Origin of the sequence: Lactobacillus sp. HMSC08B12, from assembly GCF_001808415.1 — a bacterium.
GTDB lineage: Bacteria > Bacillota > Bacilli > Lactobacillales > Lactobacillaceae > Lactobacillus > Lactobacillus delbrueckii.
In genome coordinates this window covers 1-16,835 of sequence record NZ_KV793154.1, presented here as the reverse complement: position 1 = coordinate 16,835, position 16,835 = coordinate 1, and the positions used below count along the sequence as shown (strand labels likewise).

Annotated in this window: 12 protein-coding genes; 10 read left to right on the top strand and 2 right to left on the bottom strand. The window is 50.7% G+C overall.

The window, feature by feature from the left end; all coding sequences use genetic code 11:
* Positions 1-75 precede the first annotated feature (75 nt).
* The 9 genes from iscB to HMPREF3168_RS04930 all read left to right on the top strand — a co-directional run bounded on the left by iscB (position 76) and on the right by HMPREF3168_RS04930 (position 10,998).
* A complete protein-coding gene (gene iscB, locus HMPREF3168_RS04970) occupies positions 76-1,404 on the top strand; it encodes an RNA-guided endonuclease IscB (protein ID WP_070488766.1) in 1,329 nt (442 codons plus the stop codon).
* A 102-nt stretch (positions 1,405-1,506) separates the two neighbouring features.
* Positions 1,507-2,073 carry a DapH/DapD/GlmU-related protein gene (locus HMPREF3168_RS04965; RefSeq protein WP_003611498.1) on the top strand — a complete coding sequence of 189 codons (567 nt, stop codon included), beginning with the start codon at positions 1,507-1,509 and terminating at the stop codon, positions 2,071-2,073.
* An 89-nt stretch (positions 2,074-2,162) separates the two neighbouring features.
* A complete protein-coding gene (locus HMPREF3168_RS04960) occupies positions 2,163-2,519 on the top strand; it encodes a DUF1304 domain-containing protein (RefSeq protein WP_070488763.1) in 357 nt (118 codons plus the stop codon).
* 125 nt (positions 2,520-2,644) lie between these two features.
* Positions 2,645-3,130, top strand: coding sequence for an Lrp/AsnC family transcriptional regulator (locus HMPREF3168_RS04955; protein WP_002878057.1), 486 nt, complete (start codon positions 2,645-2,647; stop codon positions 3,128-3,130).
* Between the two features lie 208 nt (positions 3,131-3,338).
* Positions 3,339-5,150 carry a glutamine--fructose-6-phosphate transaminase (isomerizing) gene (gene glmS / locus HMPREF3168_RS04950; protein ID WP_070488760.1) on the top strand — a complete coding sequence of 604 codons (1,812 nt, stop codon included), beginning with the start codon at positions 3,339-3,341 and terminating at the stop codon, positions 5,148-5,150.
* A gap of 136 nt (positions 5,151-5,286) precedes the next feature.
* Positions 5,287-7,353, top strand: coding sequence for a BglG family transcription antiterminator (locus tag HMPREF3168_RS04945; RefSeq protein WP_070488757.1), 2,067 nt, complete (start codon positions 5,287-5,289; stop codon positions 7,351-7,353).
* A gap of 162 nt (positions 7,354-7,515) precedes the next feature.
* The gene (locus HMPREF3168_RS04940) at positions 7,516-9,387 is read left to right on the top strand and encodes a PTS mannitol transporter subunit IICB (protein ID WP_003611500.1); all 1,872 of its coding nucleotides are present in this window, start codon (positions 7,516-7,518) and stop codon (positions 9,385-9,387) included.
* A gap of 13 nt (positions 9,388-9,400) precedes the next feature.
* Positions 9,401-9,850: a PTS mannitol transporter subunit IIA gene (locus HMPREF3168_RS04935; RefSeq protein WP_003611502.1), complete on the top strand. Its 450-nt coding sequence runs from the start codon at positions 9,401-9,403 to the stop codon at positions 9,848-9,850.
* A gap of 2 nt (positions 9,851-9,852) precedes the next feature.
* Entirely contained in the window at positions 9,853-10,998 is a 1,146-nt protein-coding gene (locus HMPREF3168_RS04930; protein ID WP_003611472.1) for a mannitol-1-phosphate 5-dehydrogenase, read from the top strand.
* A gap of 124 nt (positions 10,999-11,122) precedes the next feature.
* Here the strand turns inward: HMPREF3168_RS04930 and ppc are convergent, their stop codons facing one another.
* On the bottom strand, positions 11,123-13,852 hold the full coding sequence (gene ppc, locus HMPREF3168_RS04925; RefSeq protein WP_016395758.1) for a phosphoenolpyruvate carboxylase: 2,730 nt from the start codon (positions 13,850-13,852) through the stop codon (positions 11,123-11,125).
* A gap of 168 nt (positions 13,853-14,020) precedes the next feature.
* Entirely contained in the window at positions 14,021-14,965 is a 945-nt protein-coding gene (locus HMPREF3168_RS04920; RefSeq protein WP_003611492.1) for an AEC family transporter, read from the bottom strand.
* Between the two features lie 181 nt (positions 14,966-15,146).
* Here HMPREF3168_RS04920 and HMPREF3168_RS04915 point away from each other — a divergent pair, with 181 nt between their 5' ends.
* Positions 15,147-16,769 carry an ABC-F family ATP-binding cassette domain-containing protein gene (locus HMPREF3168_RS04915; RefSeq protein ID WP_035170511.1) on the top strand — a complete coding sequence of 541 codons (1,623 nt, stop codon included), beginning with the start codon at positions 15,147-15,149 and terminating at the stop codon, positions 16,767-16,769.
* Positions 16,770-16,835 lie beyond the last annotated feature (66 nt).

Here is a 16,835-nt window from a genome sequence, read left to right as displayed (position 1 = left end):
ATCCGGATTGGGTCTCCTGATTCGGACAAGTGGCAGGAACCACTGTTTCCTGCATTACGGAAAAGGAGAAAAAGCATGAAGCACGAAAATGCCAATCGGGTGTTTCTGCTTAACAAGGACGGCAAGCCGCTAATGCCATGTCGTCCAAGAAAGGCCAGGCTGCTTCTGACAAGCGGCAAGGCTTTTGTGGTCAAGAAATATCCGTTCACCATTCAGCTGAAATACGGCTCATACGGCTATAAGCAGAAGGTTAGCCTTGGCGTAGACACTGGGCAGAGACACATTGGCTTTGCCATTGTCAGTCAAAACAAGGTGCTGCATCAAAGCGAGGTAGAGCTTCGCCAAGACGTACACAAAAATCTGTACACCCGCAAGATCTACCGCAGAAGCAAAAGAAACCGCAAGACTCGCTATCGCCAAGCCCACTTTTTAAACAGAGTGCATGGCAAGCGAGACGGCTTATGGCTTCCGCCGTCAATAAAAGGCAAGGTAAGCCATAACATTGCTTGGATCAAACGCTATCTGGCTGTGTTACCAAATCCCGATCTTCACATCGAAGTAGGCAAGTTTGACATGGCCAAAATGGTTAACCCAGAAATTTCGGGCAAGCAGTATCAAGAAGGCTCACTGAAGGACTGGAAGAACTATGAGTATTACGTGCTGGCACGTGACGAGTACACCTGTCAGCTTTGCCATAAGCATGGCGAAGGCGTAAAGCTTGTTGTCCACCACATTGTCTACCGATCACAAGGCGGGACAGATCGGGTGGACAATCTGATAACGCTTTGCACGAATTGTCATACTACGAAGAACCACCAGCCAGGCGGCAAGCTCTACAAGTGGATGAAGGCAAAGAAGAAAGTGATAAAGCAGCTGAAGGGTGCAACGTTCATGAACATTCTGCGCAAGCGGATTATGACTGCCTTCCCAGAAGCAAGCTTTCAGTACGGTTCGCAAACCTACGTAGATCGTAAGAATCTTCTTTTGCCAAAAGGTCACTTCATGGATGCAATCGCAATCAGCGGGATCAAGTCAGTGGGTCAGCTGTCGGATACGGTGACGATGATCAGCCAGTTCCGCAAGAAGAAGCGGTCACTTCACGAAGCAACTGCAAGAAAAGGCAGAAAGCAACCAAATACGTCATCCAAGCGTAATGAGAAGAATACGAAGCATGCACGTGGTTTGTGGCTAAATGACTACGTTCGTGTGATAGGAAATCATGCCAAGGGCTATGTAAAAGGCTTTAAGTCGAACGGATATTACGTTTATCTGACAGACGGCTTAGGCAATTACGTGCTGAACAATGGCAAGAATTACATCAATGGACAGCAGTGCCGGTTGATCATGCATAACGGCAACTGGCAAAAAGCAGAGCAAAAGCTTTCTCTATACAAATTTAAGTAAAAAGAAGCTGGCAAGCCCTATCCCTCCACCCATTGAAATAAGTGGAATCCCGGGCTTGCCAGCCATTGACAATCATTGAAAAATACTTAAAGGAAAAAGACCATGGATGAACTTGAAAAAATGCGCTCCGGCGACTTCTACCAGCTGACGGCTCCGGAAGTGGAGCATTATCAAGAAGCCGGGATCATCTGGAACGATGAGCTTAGGCAGGGCAATAATCTGGACCGGCCAGCCCAGCTCTTGCGCTTAAAGATGCACTTGGGCGCTTTGGGAGACCAAGCCGTCTTTGGGACCAGCTTCAGCTGCTTGAACGGACCCAATATCTATATCGGCCATCACTTTTTGGCGGCCAGTGGTTTAACCATTGAAGATGCCGGAGATGTTCATATTGGCGATTACGTGACCATGGGGCCAAGCTGCCTAATAACGACAATCGCCCACCCCCGGTCAACCAGGCAGCGGCGCCAGCGCCTGGCCCAGGCCAAGGGGGTTGAAATCGGCAATGATGTCTGCCTGGGAGCGGGGGTCACGGTTTTGGCCGGGGTCAAAATCGGCGATAACGTGGTCGTGGAAGCCGGGGCCGTGGTGGCCCAGGATCTGCCAGCCAATGGGGTCTTTGCCGGCATCCCGGCCAGGAAAATCGCTGATCTGGCCAATGATTGCGGATAAGTGTCAACTTATGGTTTGACTTTATCATTATGTTTTAAGTAAAATATCACTATCAGCTTGCACTGAAGTGAAAAGTTGAGGAGTTAACAATGAAAATAGCTTTACAAGTTTTAGCCTGCCTGGTGGCAGTTGAGTTCTTCTATATCATGTATTTGGAAACTTTTGCAACGACTTCCAAGAAGACGGCAGAAGTTTTCCAAATGGACCAGGAAGAATTAAGCCGGTCGTCAGTCAATACGCTGTTTAAGAACCAGGGTATCTACAACGGCCTGCTGGCCGTTTTGACCTTGATCGCGGCCTTTGCCCTGGGCAAGATCGTCCTGCAGCTGGTCTTGGCCTACATGATCCTGGTAGCGGCCTACGGGGCCGTGACCGGCCAGCCGAAGATCCTCTTGATGCAGGGGGGCTTGCCTATCTTGACCTTGATCGTCAGCTTCTTTGCTTAAGGGCGGGATGCAAGATATAACTCTTTTTTCAGAAAAGCCTTGCGCTGAATTCTTGTAGGAATATAATATTTTTAATAAAAGGACCGAAATAGCCAGCGCAGCTGTTGAATAGGTGGGAGAAAGAAATGGTTGAATACAAAATCGACAAAACCGACCGACGCATTTTACAAATGTTGGAAGAGAACGCCCGCATTTCCGTCAAGGATATCGCGGAAGCCAACTTCATGTCTTCTCCGGCCGTAGCCAACCGCATCAGACGGATGGAAGCCAACAACCTCATCAAGCACTACTATGCTGACATTGACTACCCGTCCATGGGCTACGTGGTTAAGGCTTTCATCAATCTGGAAGTCAAGCCGGAAGACAAGAGCGAGTTCTACCCCTTCATCGAAAAGATTCCGAATGTTATCCAGTGCGACTGCGTGACGGGGGACTACTCCATGCTGATTCAGGCTGCCTACCAGCGGCCTGAAGAACTGGACCACTTAGTCAACGAGCTGCAGAAATTCGGCCGGACCAAGACCGAAATTGCCTTTTCCACCCCGATCGAGCACCGGCCAATCCCGGTCAAGACCGAGAGTGATGACGAAGAAGACAAGAAAGAAGACTGATTTTAAGCCTCTGTCTGCCAAGACGGGGGCTTTTTTTGACCTTTTTGCAAAGAAATAGTTAAGCTCGCCACTTTACCGCTTATAATTATACCAATTTGCGAGCAAAGACTTGACCCGGGCTAAAAAAACGGCTATGATTCCTATTGCAAACGCAAAAATACAAATTAGTCCAATAGCTTAAATTGAACTAGACCAAAGGAGAAGAAATATGTGCGGAATTGTCGGTGTAGTTGGCAAGCCAGCTAGAGAAGTTGTTTTAAACGGTTTGAAGAACTTGGAATACCGCGGCTACGACTCAGCTGGTATCTACCTCAATGACTTACAAGGGCATGAATACTTGACCAAGGCGGTTGGCCGGATTGCCAACCTGGAAGAAAAGCTGACGCCAGAGGAAGAAGGGACGACCGGGATCGGCCACACCCGCTGGGCAACCCACGGCCAGCCAACGGTGGAAAACGCCCACCCACACTACTCAGAAGACGGCCGCTTCTACCTGGTTCACAACGGGGTCATTGAAAACTACCTGGAACTGAAGGAAAAGTACCTGGCAGGCGTTCACTTCAAGTCTGAAACTGATACTGAAGTTATCGTGCAACTGGTAGCCAAGCTGGCCAAGGACGAAACCCTGGATGCTTTTTCAGCCTTCAAGCAGGCTTTGAAGCTGGTTAAGGGTTCATACGCCTTCTTGCTGGTGGACAACACCAAGCCAGACCACATTTACATTGCCAAGAACAAGAGCCCGATGATGCTGGGCTTGGGCGACGGCTTTAACATTATCGCTTCAGACGCGATTTCTGTTTTGGATCAAACCAAGACCTTTATCGCCTTGAACGATGGCGACTGTGCTGACGTAACCAAGGACTCAATCGAAATCCAAGACTACGACGGCAACAAGGTGGAAAGAGAAGCTAAAGTTTTGGACATCGACCCGAACGCTGCTTCCAAGGGCACTTACGAATTCTACATGCTCAAGGAAATCGACGAACAGCCAGCAGTTATGCGCCGCCTGTCAACTGACTACTTAGACGAAGCAGGCAAGCCAGTTGTTGACGAAAAGATCGTCGACGCTGTCAGCCAGGCTGACCGGATCTACATCTTCGCGGCTGGTACTTCCTACCACGCTGGTCTGGTCGGCAAGGAAATTTTTGAGAAGTTCACCGGGATTCCAACTGAAGTTGGCTATGCTTCCGAAGCTGGCTACCACTTCCCAATGATGTCCAAGCACCCATTCTTCATCTTCCTGACCCAGTCCGGCGAAACTGCCGACTCCCGCGTGGTCTTGACTGAAGCCAACAAGCGGGGGATCCCAAGCTTGACCATGACCAACGTTGAAGGGTCAACCTTGTCAAGAGAAGCAACTTACACCATGCTTTTGAACGCTGGTCCGGAAATCGCCGTTGCTTCAACCAAGGCTTACACTGCCCAAGTTGCCCTGCAGGCAATTTTGGCCAAGGCCGTTGGTGAAAAGCTGGGCGACCAGGCTGCCAAGGACTGGAACTTGAAGCAAGGCTTGAGCCTGGCCGCTGAGGGCATCCAGGAAATCGTTGATGGTAAGGAAAAGATCGAAGAACTGGCCAAGAAGTACCTGGTACCATCTAGAAACGCCTTCTACATCGGCCGGGGGATCGACCACGCCGTTTCCTTGGAAGGTGCCTTGAAGCTGAAGGAAGTTTCCTACATCCAAACTGAAGGCTTTGCCGCTGCTGAACTGAAGCACGGGACCATTTCCCTGATCGAAGACGGCACGCCTGTAATTGCCTTGATCAACGACCCGGTAACGGCTGACCTGACCCGGGGCAACATCCAGGAAGTGGCTTCCCGCGGGGCCAACGTGATCACTATCGTTGGCAAGCAATTTGCTAAGGAAGGCGACAACATCGTCTTGCCGGAAATCGACTACTACCTGTCAGCTTTGCTGTCAGTAGTGCCGACGCAATTGCTGGCTTACTTCGCGTCCAAGAACAAGGGCTTGGACGTTGACAAGCCACGTAACCTGGCTAAGAGCGTTACGGTTGAATAATTTTTGCAGAATATTTAAAACAGGCAGGTGCGGCGGCATCTGCCTGTTTCTGTATCTGAAACTTGCTTTGACTTTTGGCCAAAAATGTATTCTTCTGGTACAATGATAGCGATTTCTTAATGAAGGAGACTGAGCAATGATTGTGACCGACCGGCAGAAGAGAATTCTGCAGATCCTGCTGGAAAATGAAGACGGAATCAGTTTAGCGGAAGTGGAAAAAAGGCTGGAAACCAGCCGGAGGACCCTTTACCGGGAATTTGGCTTGTTGCGCCCGGAACTGGCCAAATCAGACTTGACCTTGACCAATAAGAAGGGCTATCTGCAGCTAACTGGATCGGATGAGTCGATTGCCGACCTGCGCGGCGAACTCAAAGAGAGCCCGGGGCAAGGTGAGATGAAGGCCGAAGACCGGGGAAATGCCCTGGCCGCTCTGCTACTGTTAAAAGACGAACCGGAAAAAATTATTGCTTTGGCTGATGAGCTGGGAGTCAGCGAGGCGACAGTTCAAGCAGACTTGGCTGCTGTGGCTGAGTCTTTGGCCAAGTACCAGATCGAGCTCAAACGGACCAAGGGCCTGGGGGTCCAGGTCAGCGGCAAGGAAAGCCAGCGGCGCCGGATTCTGAATGGAATCCTGCTCAGTGAAAGCAACGACTATGTCTTTTTCTCTTACCTTAATAAAGAAGATCAGGCCAAGTCGGGAAACTTTTTCATTGACCTGCTCCCGAAAAAAGATCTGCTTAAGTGCTGGCAAGCGGTCAAAGATCTGCTGTCAGTTTTCAATTTTGAGACAGATTATCAGCTGATCGAGCTGATTCTGCTCTTTGCCATTAGCCTGGACCGCCAGCGGCAAGGCAAAAGTGTGGAAAGCATGGCTGCCAAACCGGATTCTTTAAAATACCAAGGCTATGTCTACCAGATTTTTGCCAAGCTAGACGTACCAGAAGTTACCTTGACGCAAAATGAAGTGATCTTTCTCGCTAATCAAATGCAGATGCACGAGGACCAACGGGTGCCTTTTGCCAGTGATGACCAGGAAGTCCTCGTCAATCTCCGGGTGGGGCAGTTTATTCAAGACGTTTCTGACCAGGTTCAGTTTGATTTCAGCAAGAATCCGGCCTTTTCCCGCCGCCTGCAAAAGCATATTTCCGCCTTGCTGCAGCACAGCGTCAAGCGCTTGCCAAACGTGCGGATTGAAACCTTGAGTCAGCTGACCATGCACTTCCCCCAGCTTTATGAAGCAATCACGGCTGCCTGGAAGCTGGATTTTTCAGAGGAATTGAATGTAGCTGAATTGCAGCTCTTGCTGCTATATTTTGCCAATGAATATGGCAGCCGGCAGCCCCGCCGCAACTTGTCAGCTTTGGTAATCTGCGACAATGGGCTGGGAACTTCTGCCATTCTGGCGGCTCGCTTGCAAAAAGAGGTTCCAGAGATTAAGCAGGTTAAGACGGCCCGGGCTTCGGGCTTGGCCCAGCTGAAACTGGAAGATTATGACATCATCTTTTCGACTCTGGATTTGCCAGGTTTCCCCCGGGAATACCACTTGGTCAGTCCCTTGCTTTTAGGCGGGGAACTAGACCGGGTCAAGAGTGAGGTGGCCAGTTATGTAGCCAAATACCCGGAAAAAAGCACCGTTCAGCAGCCCTGCCGCTTCAAAAATCCAGCAGCTGTCTTGACCCAGCTGGTAGGAGAAAGCGCCTTTTGCCAGCAGCTTCTGCAACAGATGACCCTGCAGCCGATAGGCAGCCAGGGAATGGATATGAATGCTGTATTGTCGGCGATTGTCACGGCCGTGCCGGATGAGTACGTTAAAGACCGGCTGGAAGTCGCCCAGCGGCTGAAAAAGCGGCTGGACCTGGCTCCCTTGGGTTTGCCAGGCAGTCACTTGGCCCTCTTGCATACGCGGACAAGGGCCGTCAGCAAATGCTTTTTTGCCATTTATGACCTGGCTGAGCCAATTGCCATGACAGCAATGGATCAAAGCAAAATTATGGTTAAAAGGCAGCTCCTGCTTTTAGCGCCGGAAGATTTGCCCGAAGCCAGTGCTAATGTTTTGGGGATGATCAGCAGCTTTTTGGTCATGAGTGACCAGACCCTGCAGCTGTTTGAGTCCGGCAACTGCCAGGAAATCGCGGCTGCTATTGCCCAACAGTACCTGGGCCAGGTAACCCAAAGGCTAAACCAGGCCCGTGGCCAATCTTAATGCAAATATCACAAATAGAAGTCTGACACTGAAACCGATGCCAGACTTCTATTTTCTTTTAATTGAAAGCGGAAACAATTGAAGCTAAGATAAAAATGTAAGTAAAAGTTAAGTAGAGAAAGTTTTATTGGTAATAGTTTTTAGTGTTTAGGAGGAAAAGTAATGTCTGAAACTCAGAGCAAGAGCTCAGCTAAGGCAAAGATCCAGAAATTCGGGACCTTCCTGTCAGGCATGATCATGCCAAACATTGGCGCGATTATTGCCTGGGGCTTCATGACCGCGATCTTCATGTCGCCGAACGGCTGGTTCCCGAACAAGTACATCAACAGCTTTACCAGCTCAATGCTGTACTTCATGATTCCAATCTTGATTGCCTACACGGGCGGCAAGAGCGTCTATGAGGAAAGAGGGGGCGTGGTTGGTGCCATCTCCGTTGTCGGGACCATCGTCTTGGCCTTCCCTTGGGCCAACCCGGTAGCACAGGGTATCGTTTATCCGGCCCTTTACCCATACGCAGCCAACAAGGCTACGGGGATTCCAATGTTCCTAGGGGCCATGATCATGGGGCCGCTCAGTGCCTGGTGCTTGAAGAAGTTTGACCAGGCCTTCCAAAGCAAGGTCAAGGCCGGCTTTGAAATGATCTATAACAACTTCTCCCAGGGGATCATGGGGATGATCTTCGTAGCTATCAGCTACTTCTTGATCGGACCTATTTTGGTTGTATCAACCATTTGGATTGCCAACGGGGTTGACTGGATCATCGCCCACCACCTGCTGCCACTGGCCAACCTGGTTATTGAACCAGCCAAGGTCTTGTTCTTGAACAACGCGATCGGCAACGGTGTCCTGGTTCCTTTAGGTATCCAGCAAGCTGCCAAGGTCGGCAAGTCAGTCCTCTTCTTGATGGAATCAAACCCTGGCCCTGGTTTGGGGATCCTGCTGGCCTGCTCAATTTTTGGCAAGGGTTCAGCCAAGAGCTCTGCTCCGGGTGCAATGATCGTTCACTTCCTTGGTGGGGTGCACGAAATCTACTTCCCATATGTTCTGATGAAGCCAATCCTGATCCTGGCTGCCATGGCCGGCGGGATTACCGGGACCTTCCTCTTTAGCATCCTGGGCGGCGGTTTGACTGCTGCTGCCAGTCCTGGCTCAATTATCGCCATCCTGCTGGTTTCAGCCAAGGATGCCTACTTCGGCAACATTGTCGGTGTGCTTGGTTCAGCAATTGTTTCCTTTGTCGTTGCTGCTGTTATCTATAAGATGGACAAGAGTGATTATGGCGACCTGGCTGCCGCTCAAGGGCAAATGGCAGCTATGAAGGCAGAATCCAAGGGCTTGACTGAAGAAGAAGCCGGAGCTTCAGCTGTTGAAACGGTCGAAAGCTACAAGGATGTGCAAAGAATTATCTTTGCTTGTGATGCCGGCATGGGCTCATCCGCTATGGGGGCATCGCTTCTGAGAGATAAGGTCAGGAAGGCGGGCTTGAACCTGCCAGTTACTAACACTGCTGTCCGCAACTTGAAGGATGAACCGGGCCTGCTGGTCATCACCCAGGAAGAACTGGCTGAACGGGCTAAGGAAAAGACGCCAAACGCTTTGCACGTGGCTGTCGGCAACTTCCTCAGCACGCCAAAATATGACCAGGTCGTTGCCCGTTTGAAGGCAGCTGGTGAAACCCTGCCAGAAGCAGACCAGGTCAAGAAGAGTGAAAAGACAGCTGCTAAGGCAAACAGTCTGGCTTCAATCGATTTCAGCAAGGTTAAGGAAGTCAACTTTATCCGTCACGACCAACATCTGGGTACGGTGACGATGGCGTCAAGCCTGTTCAAGGACCAGATGAAGAAGGCCGGCAAGACAACCCCTGTTAAGGCCGTCAGAATCAATGAACTGGACAATGATCCAAGCCACCTGGTCATCGTTACGCCAATGGCTGGCAAGAACCTGGCTATCCGCTATGACCAGATCCAAGTTATCACCGTTGCTGACTTGCTCAAGGCCGGCGAAGTCAGCGGCCTGGTTGACAAACTGAAGTAAGGAGAGCAGAAGCATGAAACTGGAAAAAGATATGATCAAGTTGAACCAGAATGTTGCCACCCGTGAGGAAGCTATCCGCATGGCCGGGCAGCTCCTGGTAGACCACGGCTGCGTCGAGCCGGAATACATTGACGCCATGCTTGCCCGGAACGCGGATGTGTCAACCTATATGGGGAACTTTATCGCTATTCCGCACGGCACTGATGAAGGGAAGAAATACATTAAGAAGACCGGGATTTCAGTTGTCCAAATCCCAATGGGGGTCGACTTCAGCGACCCAGATGATGACCAGGAGCAATTAGTCACGGTTGTCTTCGGGATCGCGGGCCTGGGCAATGAGCACTTGCAGCTCTTGTCCCAGATTGCCCTGTTCTGCAGCGACGTTGCCAACGTAGCAAAATTAGCCGACGCGCAAACGCCAGAAGAAATTATCGGTTTGTTAGACAAAGTAGGAGAAAATTAAAAATGAGAGCAGTACACTTTGGTGCAGGTAACATTGGCCGCGGCTTCATTGGTGAAACTTTGGCAGCCAACGGTTTTGGAATTGATTTTGTCGACGTTAATGAAACGATCATTGATGCCTTGGTTGAGCGGGGTGAATACGATATTCAACTGGCCGCCCCGGGGAAAAAGAAGATTCACATCAGCAACGTGACCGGGATCAACAACGCCAAGAACCCTAAAAAGGTAGTCGAAGCCATCAAGACAACCAACATGGTTACCACGGCAATTGGCCCCAAGGTATTGAAGATCATTGCTCCTCTGATCGCCCAAGCCTTAAGCGCGAGAGTCAAGGGAAATCGCGAACCTCTGGATGTCATTGCCTGTGAAAACATGATCGGCGGTTCCCAGTTCTTGAAGGAAGAAGTCTACAAGCACTTGACTGACGAAGACAAGGCCGAAGTTGACAAGTACGTTGGCTTCCCGAACGCCGCTGTTGACCGGATCGTGCCAATTCAGCACAATGAAGACCCGCTCTTTGTTTCAGTTGAAGACTTCAAGGAATGGGTTATCGACGAAAGCCAGATGAAGAACCCGAAGATCCGCTTGGAAGGCGTTCACTACGCTCCAGACCTTGAACCATACATCGAAAGAAAGCTGTTCTCAGTCAATACTGGTCACGCCACTGTTGCTTACACCGGCAAGGCTCTGGGCTATGAAACGATTGGGGAAGCCGTTAAGGATGACCGGGTCGTTGACCAGGTAACCCGCGTTTTGGCTGAAACCCGTTCCCTCCTTTTGGCCAAGTGGGACTTTAGCAAGGAAGAACTTGAAGAATACCATGCTCAAGTCATCAACCGCTTCAAGAACCCATACATCTCTGACGATATCGCCCGGGTTGGCCGGACACCGATTCGTAAGCTGGGCTATGATGAACGTTTCATCCGGCCAATCAGAGAACTGAAGGCCCGGGGTCTTGACTACACGGCCTTGCTTGAAACGGTCGGCAAGATTTACCACTTTGACGAGCCAGCAGACGCTGAAAGCCAAAAGCTGCAACAGATGCTCAAGGATGAACCGCTGAAGGAAGTCGTTTTGGAAACGACTGGCCTCAAGGATGACCCTGACCTGGTTGAAGAAATCATCGCTTCAATCAAGGCGGCTGATTAAGTAAAACAATTTTGCAATAAATTCCAAATCAAAAACTAAAACAACACGAAGCAAAAGCAAGAAGAAAAAGCATGTTTGAAAAAACATGCTTTTTTGCTTCTTATTGAAATATAAATCCGTGGCATTAGCCCGAATTACGCAGGCCGGAAGCGACCCCGTTGATGGTGATGTGGATGATCGATTCGTAGATGCCGCTGAGCTTTTCTTGCCGGCCCCGCTTGATCATTTCCAGCTGGACGTAGTTCAAGACGTTGAAGTAAGGCAGGCGGTAGTCCAAGCTGCTTTCCAAAGACGGGTTGTCTTCCAAAAGCTTGCTGTGGCCTTCGATCTGCAGGATGACTTCCTTGGTCAGTTCCCATTCCTTCTTGATGATGTCAAAGACTGACCGGGTAGCTTCGTCTTCACAAAGACCAGCGTACTTTTCCGCGATTTCCATGTTGGACTTGGACAAAACCATGTCGACGTTGGACAGCAGGGAGTGGAAGAATGGCCAGCCCTGGTACATTTCCTGCAGTTCCTTCAAGTTATTCGGATCAGCATCAATGAAGTGCTTGAAGGCTGAACCAACCCCGTACCAGCCTGGGAACATGACCCGGCTCTGTGACCAGGAGAAGACCCAAGGAATGGCCCGCAAGCCGGACAGTTCAGTAATCTTCTTTCTGGCTGCCGGCCGGGAGCCGATGTTCAAGCTAGAAACTTCCTTAATCGGCGTAGCCTGGAAGAAGTAGTCATGGAAGTGCGGGTTGTCAAAAACAAGTTCCCGGTAAACCCGGTTGCTGTCTTCCACAATGCCGTCCATTGAAGCCGTAAAGTCCTGGATGTGGTCCTGGCTGACATTTTGCTTGGAGACCATCCGGTCAACCGCGGCGGAAACCAGCATTTCCAAGTTGTAGTAGGCAGCGTCCTTGTTACCGTACTTGTTCTGGATGATTTCCCCTTGTTCAGTGGTCCGGATCCGGTCCTTGATGGAGCCGAATGGCTGGGAAGTGATGGCTTCATATGATGGGCCGCCGCCCCGGCCAACCGTGCCGCCCCGGCCGTGCATGAAGGTGATCTTGATGCCCTGTTCCTCGCCGATGGCTGTCAGTTCCTTTTGGGCCTTGTACAGACTCCAGCAGGAGGCCAGGTAGCCGCCGTCCTTGTTGGAGTCGGAGTAGCCCAGCATGATTTCCTGGTAGTTGCCCTTAGAAGCAACCCAGCGCTTGACGATGTCGAAGCTGAGGTAGCGCTTCATGATTTCCCGGGAGTTCTGCAGGTCTTCCACCGTTTCAAACAAAGGCACCACTTGCACCCGGGCCTTTTCGGAATCGAGCAGGCCGTATTCCTTCAGCATGATGGCTTGTTCCAGCATGTCAGAGATGCTTTCGGTGTGGGAAATGATGTGCTGCTTGATCACATTCTCGCCCAAGGTGTCCTTAAGCAGGCGGGCAGTGTGGTAGATCTTCAGTTCCTTTTGCAAAAGCTCTGACTTCGGTGAGTTGGATGAGTGCAGGCTGCGGGGATCATTGTTTAATTCACTGAGCAGGATCTGGATCTTTTCTTCTTCGTCCAAATCGCTGTAGTTGTCACAGATCCGGGCACTCTTTAAGAGCTCTGCCACGCAGGCTTCGTTGACGCTGGAGTCTTGCCGCATGTCGATCGTAGCCAGGTGGAAGCCAAAGACATCAATAGCTTCCAGGAGGTCGTCAAAGTGGCCGCCGGTAACTGCCCGGTCATGGTTTTGGATTAATGACCGCTTGATGGCTTCCAGGTCTTCCTTGAACTCGTAAGCATCCTTGTAGACCGGAGCCTTGAGGGCAGCTTCTTTCTTAACGACGGCTTCCTTGGAGAAGACGTCCAAAAGCTCCATTTCCGTGTGGGCCAGGCGGCTTTCCAGGTAGTAGAAGGCCCGGCGGTAAGGTTCGTTTTCTCGGAATGGGGAGTTGTCGGCTGACAATTTGGCCAGTTCGGCAACTTCCGGCGTTGGCTGCACGTAAGAAGTTGAAACAGACACTGTCCGGTAAAGGTCGTTGAGAGCCTTGACGTAGTATTCAAAAATGACTTCACTTTGAATCGTCGCACTCAAGCGGAGGGTTTCAGCCGTAACGTAAGGGTTGCCGTCCCGGTCCCCGCCAATCCACATGCCCATGGTGATCGGCGTTGCCCCGTCAACGTTGAGGCCCTTTTCCCGGGCAAGTTCCTTGTAGCGGGCAGTCAGCTTAGTGATGGCCGGAATCAAGGAGTCAGGGTAGTAGACCATGACGTTCTTGATTTCATTGGAGACCTTCAGTTTCTTTTCCCGGATGATGTCCGTCTGCATGATGATTTCAATGTAGCGGCGGAGCTGGTTGGTCCACTCTTTCCGGTTGATGGTGCCGGTCTTGAAGTCCCGGTAGCGGCGGAGCTGGTCGTGGATCTTGTTAGTCAATTCCAGAATGGTCTTGCGCTGCACCTGGGTTGGGTGGGCGGTCAGAACTGGCACGACATTGACATGACTCAGAATTTCAGTGGCATTGTCCTTTTCCGCTACCAGGTCAACCGTTGATTCCAGCTTGCCCAGGTAATCCTTGTCCGTGTTGTTGAGCAGGTTGACTTCGCTGGCCAGGTCAACGTCTTCAGTAATGTTGATCAAAAGCGGCAGGGTCGCGAAGTAGCGGGCGACAATGATCATCTCTTGATTGCTTAAGCAGGCAATCTGACTTTCCAGCTTGCTGTGGTCGCTGCTGGCAGCAATTTTAACCAGGCCCTTGATCTTGGCGAATTCTTCGTCGCCAACCAAATGGCGGGTGCTTTCGTCAAGCAAGTCGGTCAAAATCTTGACCTCTTCAGCAATAACCGCGTGGTTACTGTTGTTCTCTAATTTCTTAGCAGTCACGCTTAACTTCCTCTTTCTTTTAAAATAAACTTTGTTTGCTAATGCTTTTTCTCTATCATACGCCTTTTTTGTCCAAAATTGAATTAGCTTGGGCTTGCTTTCAGCAACTTTTTCTAAAAAAGCGAACAATCGTCTTGACAAAAAATGCACTTTTTGCTTAATGGGGAACTATACAAGCTGCTTGAGCCAGCTGGCCAGCATAATAATCAAGGGCACGCTGACCACAGACATTAAAGTCGACAGGCACAGACAGCGCATTGGGAAGGCGACCGGGCGGTTGGCCAGGAGGCTGAGCATGACGATAAAGCCGGCAACCGGGGCAGCCGCCATGATGACTACGGCCAGGTAAGCGGTCGTTGACAGGGGAACCAGGAGCAGGATTACGCTCATGCAGGCCGGCATAAGGAAGTTCCGCAAGAAGCAGATCAGCCAGGCCTTGCTGTCTTTATAGAAGTCACCCGAAATAGTCCCCAGGTTAGAGCCGATGACGATCATGCTTAAGGGGGTATTAAGCGAGGCCACGTAGCTGACCGACCGGTCTATCACGGCTGGGAATTTGAGGCTGGCGCCAGTGATAAAAAGGACAAAGCCGATGGCGGTGGCAATAATATTGGGATTGAAGAGGACGGTTCTGAGGGTGTCGGCTAAAGGCTGCCGCTTTTTAAAAGTACCGATGCCGTGGGACCAGACGAAGATGTTGTTTAAGACTAAGATGGGTACGGCGAAAAAGGTCCCCTTGCTGCCTAAGAGGGCTTGGATTAAAGGGATGCCGATAAAGCCACAGTTGTTGTAGACGGCCCCGAAGGCGATCAGCTGCTTGTCGGGGTCATTTTTTAAGCGGGGCAGGCGGAGGAAAAGGCTGCTGAAGGCGATTGGGAAGAGGTAGTTGAGAGAGCCAGCCAGGAAGGTCAAGCCGAAGTCCTTGATTAAGCTGGCGCTGGCCGGGCGCTCAAAGGCGTTAATGATCAGGCAGGGGCCGACGATGTAGACCAGGATGGCGGTCAGGTCCTTGCCGGTTTCTTCATGGATCATGCCCTTTTTCCGGCAGAGAAAGCCGATGGCCATGAGGATGAACATGATGCAGATCTGCTCCAGTGAGATGAAAAATGCCATAAGAATACTCCTATCAATCAGTTCTTATTAAAAGATTATAAGCCAATTTTTTCCTTAAAAAGAAAGAAGTTGAAAAAAGGGAGGAGAAAATGGTTGAAAAGTTTGGAGGCAAAAGGCTAAACCTGTTATACTGATTTAGTCATAATTGCAGTAGAAAATTTAAGAAACAGAGGAAAATCTATTGATCACAGTAACAGATTTAAGTTTGCAAATCGGCAGTCGCACCCTTTACAGCGACGTCAACCTTAAGTTCACGCCGGGCAACTGCTACGGCATCATTGGGGCCAACGGGGCCGGCAAGTCGACTTTCTTAAAGCTGCTGGAAGGGAAAATGGAACCAACTACGGGCTCAATCAGCATGGGCCCTAACGAAAGAATGTCCAGCCTGAACCAGGATCACTTTGCCTTTGAAGATTTTTCCGTTATGGAAACTGTGATTCAAGGCCACCAAAAGCTCTACCAGGTCATGAAGGAGCGTGACGCACTTTACGCCAAGGCCGACTTCAGTGAAGAAGACGGGGTCAAGGCGGCTGAACTGGAAACGGAATTTGCGGAACTGGACGGCTGGAACGCGGAAGCTGATGCTGCCCAGCTTCTCCAGTCCATGAGCATTCCGGAAGACATGCACCAAAAGCAGATGAGCGAGCTGGCGGAAAGCGACAAGGTTAAGGTCCTTTTGGCCCAGGCCCTTTTTGGCAACCCGGACATCCTTCTTTTGGACGAACCGACCAACGGTCTGGACGTGCACACCACGGCCTGGCTGGAAAACTTCCTGGCTGACTACGAAAACATCGTCCTGGTCGTTTCCCACGACCGTCACTTCCTGAACCAGGTCTGCACCCAGATGTGTGACGTTGACCGCGGGCAGATCAAGCTCTACGTCGGCAACTACGACTTCTGGTACGAATCAAGTAAGCTGGCTACGGAACTGGCCCGCCAGCAAAATGCCAAGAAGGAAGAACAGATCAAGCAGCTGCAGGAATTCATCGCCCGTTTCTCAGCCAACGCTTCCAAGTCCAAGCAGGCTACTTCTAGAAAGAAGCAGCTGGACAAGATCAGCTTGGACGACATCAAGCCATCCAGCCGCAAGTACCCGTACATCAAGTTTGAGATGAACCGGGACCTGGGCAACGACTTGCTGAGAGTGGACAATGTGTCCTACAAGTCCGGCGACGAGCAGCTTTTGGACAATGTTTCCTTTATCATCAGGCCAGGTGACAAGGTTGCCTTCTTGTCCAGAAACACCCGGGCAACCACGGCCTTGATGGAAATCATCGCCGGCCGCCTGGAACCAGACTCCGGGACTGTTACCTGGGGGCAGACGACTTCCTTTAACTACATGTCCAGAGATCTTAACGCCAACTTCGACAATGACGAATTGACGATTTTGGACTGGCTGCGCCAATACGCTGACAAGGAACACGACGACAACACCTTCCTGCGGGGCTTCTTGGGCAGAATGCTCTTCAGCGGCGACGAGATCAACAAGCAGATCAAGGTCCTGTCCGGGGGTGAAAAGGTCCGCTGCCAGCTGTCCAGAATGATGCTGGAAGCAGCCAACGTGCTGGTCATGGACGATCCAACCAACCACTTGGACCTGGAATCCATCACCGCCTTGAACGAAGCCATGGAAAACTACCCTGGCTCAATTCTCTTTACTTCCCACGACCACGAGTTCATCCAGACCATTGCCAACCACGTTATTGAAGTTGGTCCAAAGGGTGTGGTGGCCCGGGCCGACATCAGCTACGACGACTTCCTGGCCCAACCGACTGTTCAGGAACAAGTTGCAAAGATTTACTAAAAGCAGAAAATGCCAAAGAAAAAGCTTATCCGTCCTGGACAATGTCATTAAGTTAAGGCATTGACT

What these genes read in the sequence shown, in the direction of transcription:
- iscB (WP_070488766.1), top strand. Translation starts at nt 76, where the DNA reads ATGAAGCACGAAAATGCCAATCGGGTGTTTCTGCTTAACAAGGACGGC.
- HMPREF3168_RS04965 (WP_003611498.1), top strand. Translation starts at nt 1,507, where the DNA reads ATGGATGAACTTGAAAAAATGCGCTCCGGCGACTTCTACCAGCTGACG.
- HMPREF3168_RS04960 (WP_070488763.1), top strand. Translation starts at nt 2,163, where the DNA reads ATGAAAATAGCTTTACAAGTTTTAGCCTGCCTGGTGGCAGTTGAGTTC.
- HMPREF3168_RS04955 (WP_002878057.1), top strand. Translation starts at nt 2,645, where the DNA reads ATGGTTGAATACAAAATCGACAAAACCGACCGACGCATTTTACAAATG.
- glmS (WP_070488760.1), top strand. Translation starts at nt 3,339, where the DNA reads ATGTGCGGAATTGTCGGTGTAGTTGGCAAGCCAGCTAGAGAAGTTGTT.
- HMPREF3168_RS04945 (WP_070488757.1), top strand. Translation starts at nt 5,287, where the DNA reads ATGATTGTGACCGACCGGCAGAAGAGAATTCTGCAGATCCTGCTGGAA.
- HMPREF3168_RS04940 (WP_003611500.1), top strand. Translation starts at nt 7,516, where the DNA reads ATGTCTGAAACTCAGAGCAAGAGCTCAGCTAAGGCAAAGATCCAGAAA.
- HMPREF3168_RS04935 (WP_003611502.1), top strand. Translation starts at nt 9,401, where the DNA reads ATGAAACTGGAAAAAGATATGATCAAGTTGAACCAGAATGTTGCCACC.
- HMPREF3168_RS04930 (WP_003611472.1), top strand. Translation starts at nt 9,853, where the DNA reads ATGAGAGCAGTACACTTTGGTGCAGGTAACATTGGCCGCGGCTTCATT.
- HMPREF3168_RS04920 (WP_003611492.1), bottom strand. Translation starts at nt 14,965, where the DNA reads ATGGCATTTTTCATCTCACTGGAGCAGATCTGCATCATGTTCATCCTC.